The sequence below is a fragment of the Ilumatobacter sp. genome, from assembly GCF_041688325.1.
GTDB lineage: Bacteria > Actinomycetota > Acidimicrobiia > Acidimicrobiales > Ilumatobacteraceae > Ilumatobacter_A.
Genome location: NZ_JBDNIJ010000333.1, coordinates 1 through 7,142 on the forward strand (window position 1 = coordinate 1; position 7,142 = coordinate 7,142).

At 62.1% G+C, this 7,142-nt stretch carries 9 protein-coding genes; 3 read left to right on the forward strand and 6 right to left on the reverse strand.

Features of this window, described 5'->3' with window-relative positions; all coding sequences use genetic code 11:
* Positions 1-110: 110 nt before the first annotated feature.
* The 3 genes from ACH2EI_RS17265 to ACH2EI_RS17275 are packed head-to-tail and all read right to left on the reverse strand — an operon-like array spanning position 111 to position 1,626.
* Positions 111-386: a phytanoyl-CoA dioxygenase family protein gene (locus ACH2EI_RS17265; RefSeq protein WP_395160956.1), complete on the reverse strand. Its 276-nt coding sequence runs from the start codon at positions 384-386 to the stop codon at positions 111-113.
* Positions 387-431: 45 nt separating this feature from the next.
* On the reverse strand, positions 432-806 hold the full coding sequence (locus tag ACH2EI_RS17270; RefSeq protein ID WP_395160958.1) for a hypothetical protein: 375 nt from the start codon (positions 804-806) through the stop codon (positions 432-434).
* 22 nt (positions 807-828) lie between these two features.
* Positions 829-1,626 (reverse strand): Fpg/Nei family DNA glycosylase, encoded by a 798-nt coding sequence (locus tag ACH2EI_RS17275; RefSeq protein WP_395154351.1) that lies wholly within the window; start codon positions 1,624-1,626, stop codon positions 829-831.
* Positions 1,627-1,754: 128 nt separating this feature from the next.
* Between ACH2EI_RS17275 and ACH2EI_RS17280 the strand changes: the two genes are divergently transcribed.
* Both ACH2EI_RS17280 and ACH2EI_RS17285 read left to right on the forward strand, forming a co-directional pair.
* Complete coding sequence (locus ACH2EI_RS17280; RefSeq protein WP_395154350.1) at positions 1,755-2,921, forward strand: (Fe-S)-binding protein; 1,167 nt, start codon at positions 1,755-1,757, stop codon at positions 2,919-2,921.
* 27 nt (positions 2,922-2,948) lie between these two features.
* Positions 2,949-3,158: a hypothetical protein gene (locus ACH2EI_RS17285; protein WP_395154349.1), complete on the forward strand. Its 210-nt coding sequence runs from the start codon at positions 2,949-2,951 to the stop codon at positions 3,156-3,158.
* A 4-nt stretch (positions 3,159-3,162) separates the two neighbouring features.
* On the opposite strand, the gene ACH2EI_RS17290 is transcribed toward ACH2EI_RS17285, so the two are convergent.
* Positions 3,163-4,185, reverse strand: coding sequence for a TIGR00730 family Rossman fold protein (locus tag ACH2EI_RS17290; RefSeq protein ID WP_395154348.1), 1,023 nt, complete (start codon positions 4,183-4,185; stop codon positions 3,163-3,165).
* Here ACH2EI_RS17290 and ACH2EI_RS17295 point away from each other — a divergent pair.
* The gene (locus ACH2EI_RS17295; RefSeq protein WP_395160960.1) at positions 4,184-5,749 is read left to right on the forward strand and encodes a molybdopterin-dependent oxidoreductase; all 1,566 of its coding nucleotides are present in this window, start codon (positions 4,184-4,186) and stop codon (positions 5,747-5,749) included. The two genes, ACH2EI_RS17290 and ACH2EI_RS17295, sit on opposite strands and share 2 nt — an antisense overlap.
* A gap of 28 nt (positions 5,750-5,777) precedes the next feature.
* On the opposite strand, the gene tal is transcribed toward ACH2EI_RS17295, so the two are convergent.
* Both tal and ACH2EI_RS17305 read right to left on the reverse strand, forming a co-directional pair.
* Complete coding sequence (gene tal / locus ACH2EI_RS17300) at positions 5,778-6,887, reverse strand: transaldolase (RefSeq protein WP_395160962.1); 1,110 nt, start codon at positions 6,885-6,887, stop codon at positions 5,778-5,780.
* Positions 6,884-7,142, reverse strand: a 259-nt coding sequence (locus ACH2EI_RS17305; RefSeq protein WP_395160964.1) for a transketolase-like TK C-terminal-containing protein, incomplete at its 5' end; no start/stop codon positions are given. The genes ACH2EI_RS17305 and tal, both read right to left, overlap by 4 nt.

The window sequence follows — 7,142 nt, forward strand, 5'->3', positions numbered from 1 at the left end:
CGCTATTCCCCGAACGCCGAAACGTTAGAGACACCAGACGAGCTGGTGATCACGGCGCTGGCCGACATCGCCGAGGGCTCTGAGATCTTCATCAACTACATGGGGACGGCTCAAGAGGGCGTCTGGTTCGACATTCTGTAGAGGCCGAGGTGTCGTCTGATCAGTCGGACCACATGCTGGAGCGACAAACCGCATCGCCACTGGTCGGTCGTGTTTGCTCCGCCCCTGTGATACAGCCTGCCGGTGTACAACAGAAGTGAGCCGGCTGGCATCTCCGCCGGCTCGGTGTCAGTGTGAGCGAACCGCTCCGAGTTGCTGCCGCGGTGGCTGCCCGGGACGACCCGTGTGGCGCCGTTTGCCTCGGTGAAGTCGGTGACTGCCCACATGCTGTTCAGCTCGACGTTGTTTGGAAAGTCGACCTGGTCGTACTTCTACTGATCTCGATGGAGCCGTTGGGCCGTCTCGCCAGGGCCGATTTGGATGTACTCGGCTGCCGAAAATCTCCAGCTGGTCGCACTCTCGAGTATGTGGTCACCGGCGGCCATCACGGCGGGGTGCATTGCAATCGAACGGAACGATGCCGAGCGGGGAAGCGGTGCCCCAGTGCGACGAGTGGTGTATCCCTCAAATGCGCTCGCGCCAACCGAACCGACAGCGTCGAACGTTGCGAGTTCGCCGTGGATTGCTTGCATCAGGTCGACGTCAGCAGCCTGTTCGATGACGCAGCAGCCCGCCTCGTCGAGAGCACCGGCGATCTGGTCGGGCATCGACGGCTCGGTACTCCACGTCAGGCGAGGGATCGGCATGTCTCTCAACGTAGGCGGCCCGTCAGCCGGGCTGGCAGGTGGGGCAGTGATAGCTGGTGCGGTTTTGGATGTTGAGATGTTGGATCTCGGTACCGCACCGGAGGCAGTGGTCGCGCTTGTAGGCGTAGGTGGCTTCGCCTCGTTTGATGCGTTTACCCTTCGGGATGTCGAGTTCTGATCGCTCGACGGTGACGATCCGACCATCTTTGACACCTTGGCGAAGCATCGCGGTGATTGTCGACCACAGCGCTTCGAGTTCAGCGATGTCGAGGCTCGTGCCGCTGCGAAGCGGGTGGATGCCACAGACAAACAGGGCCTCGGCTCGGTACACGTTGCCGACGCCCGCGACAACTGATTGGTCCATCAGAAGGTCGCCGATGCCGCGCTTCGACTTGTGGATCTTGTCGAACATTATTTGCTTGTTCTGGCGCAGTTTGATTGGGTCAGGGCCAAGACGACCGAGAATTTCCTTGCGCACTGACGGGTCGTCGATCGAGCAGGCCGTCGGCCCGGCGAGGTCGATCGTCGCAGTCTCAGCGACGAGGCGCATGCGAACGGCTCCTCGAGGTTCCGGCCGGTCGTCGCCCGTGTGGATCCTAAATTTGCCGAACAGGCCGAGGTGGACGTGGCCGATGTCGCCAGTGTCCCAATGGTAAAACAGATGCTTGCCGTGCGGCTCGATCTTCTTGAGCACCGCACCGTCGACCCGCTCAGCGTCAGCGGAGAATCGGCCCTGGGGGCTCGTCACCACGATTGGCCGACCGTTGAGGAGTGCGCCGTGATCCTTGGCGATCTTGTGGATGGTATGTCCTTCTGGCATTGCAGAGCACCGTAGGGCCGGGACGCAGCAACTGCCTATGTTTGCGTGATGGAATTGGTGCGCATCGCAGCCAAAAGCATCACGCAAACGGGGGAGCGCGGTGCAGCGGGGCTTGCTACGGTGCTGGAGTGCTCGACATCGATCCGGACAAGCTGTCGACCTGTGTCTCGTGTGGCTTGTGCCTGCCGCATTGCCCGACATTCAGGGTGACGGGAGAGGAGGCGTACTCGCCTCGCGGACGCATCGACGCGATGCGGGCGGTTGAGTCTGGTGAGCTCCCGATCGACGAGACATTCATCGATTTTATGGAGACCTGCGTGCAGTGTCGCGGTTGCGAACCGGCATGCCCGAGCGGCGTGCAATTCGGTTCGCTGATGGAAGACACGCGATCAGCATTGGCCGCAGCGCGGTTGATCACACCACGCTGGCAACGCTTCGGCTTCTGGTTCCTCGACAAGCATCGCCTCCTGTTGGCGGGATCCTCGGTGCTCGCGATTGCACAACGAATGCGTCTGGTGCCGAAGCGCTTGGGCCTGGGCGGTCTGGCGATCCGACGTCCGTCGGCGATCACGTCCACCGGCGATGACGTCTGGTTATTCACGGGATGTGTGATGGACGCTTGGCAACGCTCGACGCACGTCAACACTGCCAAGCTGATTGCGGCGACCGGTGCGACATACGCCGTCCCTGGCGCTGGCGGCGGATGCTGCGGCGCCCTGCACGTCCATGCCGGGTTGACCGACGAGACCAAGCGCCTCGCAACCGCCACGATGGCGTCGATGCCCGGCGACGCACCCGTCGTTGTCAACTCTGCAGGTTGCGGTGCCGCGATGAAGGACTACGGACACCTACTTGGCACACCAGACGCCAAGTCGTTCAGCGCCAGGGTCCTCGACCTGAACGAGTATCTGGCCGAGCGTGTCGACCGACTTCCGGTTGCAACAGGCGAGCGGCAGCAAGTGATCGTCCAAGATCCTTGCCACCTTCGCCATGTGCAGCGAGTGGTCGATCCGGTACGAACGTTGCTGGGTCACGTCGCTGATGTCGTCGAACTCGACGACGATGGACTCTGCTGCGGCGCCGGCGGTGCGTACTCGGCCCTGCAACCTGAACTGGCTGGCCAGATCCGCGAGCGGAAGGTCGCCTCGATCAATCGGGCGACGGAGCGATCCGACGCGCGGTTGGTCGCGAGCGCCAACCCGGGCTGTTCGATGCATCTCACCGGCGTCCTCAGCAGCACGGGCCTCACGGTGATGCATCCCGCCGACATCGTGGCAACAGCGCTCCGTCTTTGACGGGTGAGAGTTGATGGGTGAGAGTTGATGGATGACTACGACGCTCTTGCCAGCCGCCTGGAAACGGTCGCTGCTGACATCGACGAGATCGCGTTCGACCAACTCCGCGAAGCTGTCGCTGACGGCGAGGTCGAGCGACCGGCCGACGACAAAAAATTGATGCAAGCTCGCCGATCCATCGAAAAAGCCGTCGGCATTTTGCGCCAACTTGCCGGCAGTACGGTCTACGACGACTGACTGGTTAGAGGACATAGCTGTTCAACACGCCGATGAGTTTGATCAGGTCGCCGTAGCCGCGCTTGGTGAATCTGAACGAGATCCGCTCGAGGTTGAGCTTGTCGTTATCGCGCTCCTCGGCGCGGTGGGGCTCGGCTCGAACGATCTCGCCTGACTCAACAAGGTGACTGAACTCGGTATTCAGCTCAGCGAGCTGGGCATTGTTTGGGGCCCGGCGCATCCGCATGATGAGGTCGTCGCCGAAGAACCGGATCGAGTCATAGTTGGCATAGAACTCGGTCACGATTCGGCAGGCCTCATGGTAGGAATCGGTGATTGTGTAGAGCGATCGGTCGCCGGGTGAAACGAGCCCCCGCCGGACGAGTTGGGCCATGAGTTCATCGACCGAATCCCAGTACGGGTCGCCCGGTGCGTCAAGCAACACGATCGGCACCGGAACGCCCTTGCCTGTCTGGGTGAGCGTGAGCAATTCGAAGGTCTCGTCGAGGGTGCCAACGCCACCGGGCAGGCAGACAAAAGCTTGGGATTCCTTGATCAACATCAGCTTGCGCGTGAAGAAGTATTTCATCGACACGTGCTTGTCGTCGGCAGCGATGATTGAGTTGGCACCACTCTCAAACGGCAGTCGGATCGAGACGCCGATCGAGTTCTCGACACCGGCACCCTCCATGCCGGCTTGCATGATGCCGGGGCCGGCGCCAGTGACGGTCATCCACCCCTCGTCGGCGAGCGCAGATGCCAGATCCCGGGCCTGAGCGTAGAGCGGGTCGTCGTGCTTCGTCCGGGCCGAACCGAAGATCGAAACCTTCAACTTGTCCCGATATGGCCGGAACATTGCGTATGCATCGCGCATTTCTGCAAGGGCAGCGGTAGCGATTTTGAGGTCAAGAGTGTCAGGCTCATCAGTGATGAGCCCCAACGCCTCAGAAACCAACTCTGTCGCGAGTCGAACAGATCCGGAAACTCCGAGTTCTGCGACGATTTCTGCTGCGCGAGCGGCCTCGGATTCCGATACACCTGATGTCATGCAAAATGGACTCTACGGCTCCAAAAAGCTCGGTGCTGTGCTCGGCTTGCTCGCCACCGCCGTGGGCCTTGCTGCAGCCGAACTGATCGTTGGGCTCGTGCGCGGTTCGGCGTCACCCGTCGTTCCGATCGGCCAGGAGTTCATCGACCGAACGCCGAAGTGGTTGAAGGACTGGGCGATCGAACAGTTCGGGACGAACGACAAGGTGGTGCTGGTTGCTGGGGCACTGATTGTCGTGCTCGGCCTCGGTGCTGTGATCGGCATCCTCATGTTCCGCGGCGAACGAGCCAGCGCATTCGCGCTGACCAGTGCTGTCGGCGTCGTCGGAGCGTGGGCGGTCCTGATTCGCCCTGACCCGACCCTCGGAAAGATATTGCCGACGATTGTCGGCACCGCTGTGTCTCTTGCTGTGCTGTGGTGGCTCGGCCCGAAACCCGAAGTGTCAGAAGAAGACGGGCGCAAGGTGATCATGGGCGTCGATCGCCGCCAGTTCATCGGCGGCGCAGTCACCATTGGTTCGGCCGCCGCCATCACTGGCGGTGTCGGCAGGGCGCTGCAGCGCCGCTTCGCAGTCGCCGTAGACCAACTCGCGGTGACGGAAACACTGCAGCGCAGCGGCGACATGTCGACGGTCCCGAACCTGTCGCCGAGCGAGTTCGAACTCGGTGTGGACGGCATCGAGTCATTCGTCGTACCGAATAACAACTTCTACCGCATCGACACGGCGCTCGTGGTGCCTCAGGTGCAGGTCGACAGTTGGAAGCTCCGGATCGATGGCATGGTCGACAATCCGATCGAGCTGACCTTCGATGACTTGTTGGCTCGCGAGCAGATCGAGCGTTACATCACGCTCTCGTGCGTATCGAACCCGGTCGGTGGCGACCTCGTCGGCAACGCTCTCTGGCGGGGTGTCCGGCTCAAAGACATTCTCGAAGAGGCCGGGGTACAAGACGGCGCCGAGCAGGTTGTCAGTCGCTCGATTGATGGCTGGACGTGCGGCAGCCCACTCGAAACAATCATGGACGGCCGTGACGCAATGCTCGCCATTGCGATGAACGGTGAGGCACTCCCGGCGCAGCACGGCTTCCCGGTCCGCATCGTCGTGCCCGGGCTGTTTGGCTACGTGTCGGCAACCAAATGGGTCACCGAGATCCGTCTCACCCGATGGGACGAGTTCGATGGGTACTGGATTCCGCGTGGCTGGTCGAAGGAAGGGCCCGTCAAGACAATGGCTCGCATCGACACCGGGCGCAAGGTCAAAAAGTCAGACGGCGGCGGCGCAGTCGCCATCGGCGGCGTGGCCTGGGCTGTACACCGTGGCATCTCGCAAGTGCAGGTGCGCTTTGACGAAGGCGAATGGCTCGATGCCGAAATCGCCGGAGTGCCCTCGAACGACACCTGGGTCCAGTGGGTGCATCGCACCGGCGACTTGGCGCCCGGCCGTTACGCTGTCGAGGCACGAGCACTCGACGGCGACGGTGTCCCCCAGCCCGAAACGCCGGCGGCGGTCGCACCCAATGGCGCACAGGGCTACCACCGCATTGCGCTCACCGTCGAGGCCTGATTGTCAGTTCCCGCGGAAGCGAACGACCTCAGCTGCGGAGTTCGGCAGCCTTTGCTTCGAGTGCTTCGATCAACTCGTCGAATGCCGTGATGAAGCTGGCGACGCCCTCGCGCTCAAGCTGGTCGGCGACTTCATCCATATCGACGCCGACGCCCGGGAGTGCAGCCCACACGGCTTCGGCTTTGTCGACGTCGGCGTCAATGCGGCGAGCGACGGTGCCGTGATCGGCGAAGGCTTCGAGGGTGGCGTCGGGCAGCGTGTTGACCGTGTCGGGCCCGATGAGTTCGTCGACATACAACGTGTCGGGGTAGTCCGGGTTCTTGGTCGAGGTCGATGCCCACAGCGGACGTTGGACTCGGGCGCCGCGTGCCACGAGCGCTTCCCAGCGAGGACCAGAAAAGGTTTCGGTGAAGAGCTTGTAGGCGAGCTTGCCCTGGGCGACGGCAGCCTTGCCGCGCAACGCGAGGGCTTCGTCGGAACCGTTTGCGTTGAGGCGTTTATCGACTTCGACGTCGACTCGGCTGATGAAGAAGCTGGCAACACTGGCAACCTGTGACAGATCGGCGCCTGGGTCGGTAGCGAACTGCTCGAGCCCGGTGATGTAGGCCTCCATCACATCGGCGTAGCGGGGGATGCTGAAGATCAACGTGACATTGATGGATCGACCCTCGGAGATCATCTGCTGAATGGGCCCGAGACCTTCGGCGGTGCCGGGGATCTTGACCATCAGGTTGCGGCGATTGATCCGTTCGTGCAGATGGCGTGCAGCTGTTTCCGTGCCAGACTCGTCGTGAGCCAGGCTCGGGGCGACTTCAACGCTGACATAGCCGTCGACTCCGTTCGAGTGGTCGTACATCTTCGAGAACACGTCGCACGCGCCATGGATGTCGCGGATGACGAGCGACCAGTAGTCGTCAACGATGTCGCCGGTGTCTGCCGCGATCTCGTTGAATTGCTTGTCGTAGTCAGCAGAGCCCTGGATGGCTTTCTGAAAGATCGATGGGTTCGAGGTGAGCCCGCGAACGCCGCTCTCGCGGACCTCGACGAGCTTGCCCGATGTGATGTAGTCGCGCTTCAGGTTGTCGAGCCAGGCGCTCTGGCCTTGCTCGCTATACAGCTGCTCGATGCGATTGCTCATGCGTTGCTCCTCGGGTGCTCGCTCGTGGTTCCGTTGACCAGATCAGTGGCGCGGACAACGACGTGGTCGACGTTGATGCCGAGCTTGTTCAGGACAAGGCTGCCGGGTGCGCTCGCACCGAAACGGTCGATGCCGACTGTTACATCGGCGTACTTCGACCAGCCGAAGGTGACCCCGGCTTCGACTGAAACCACGGGGACGCCCGCCGGGAAGACCGTTGCCTTGTGATCGGCATCCTGTTCGTCGAAACGATCC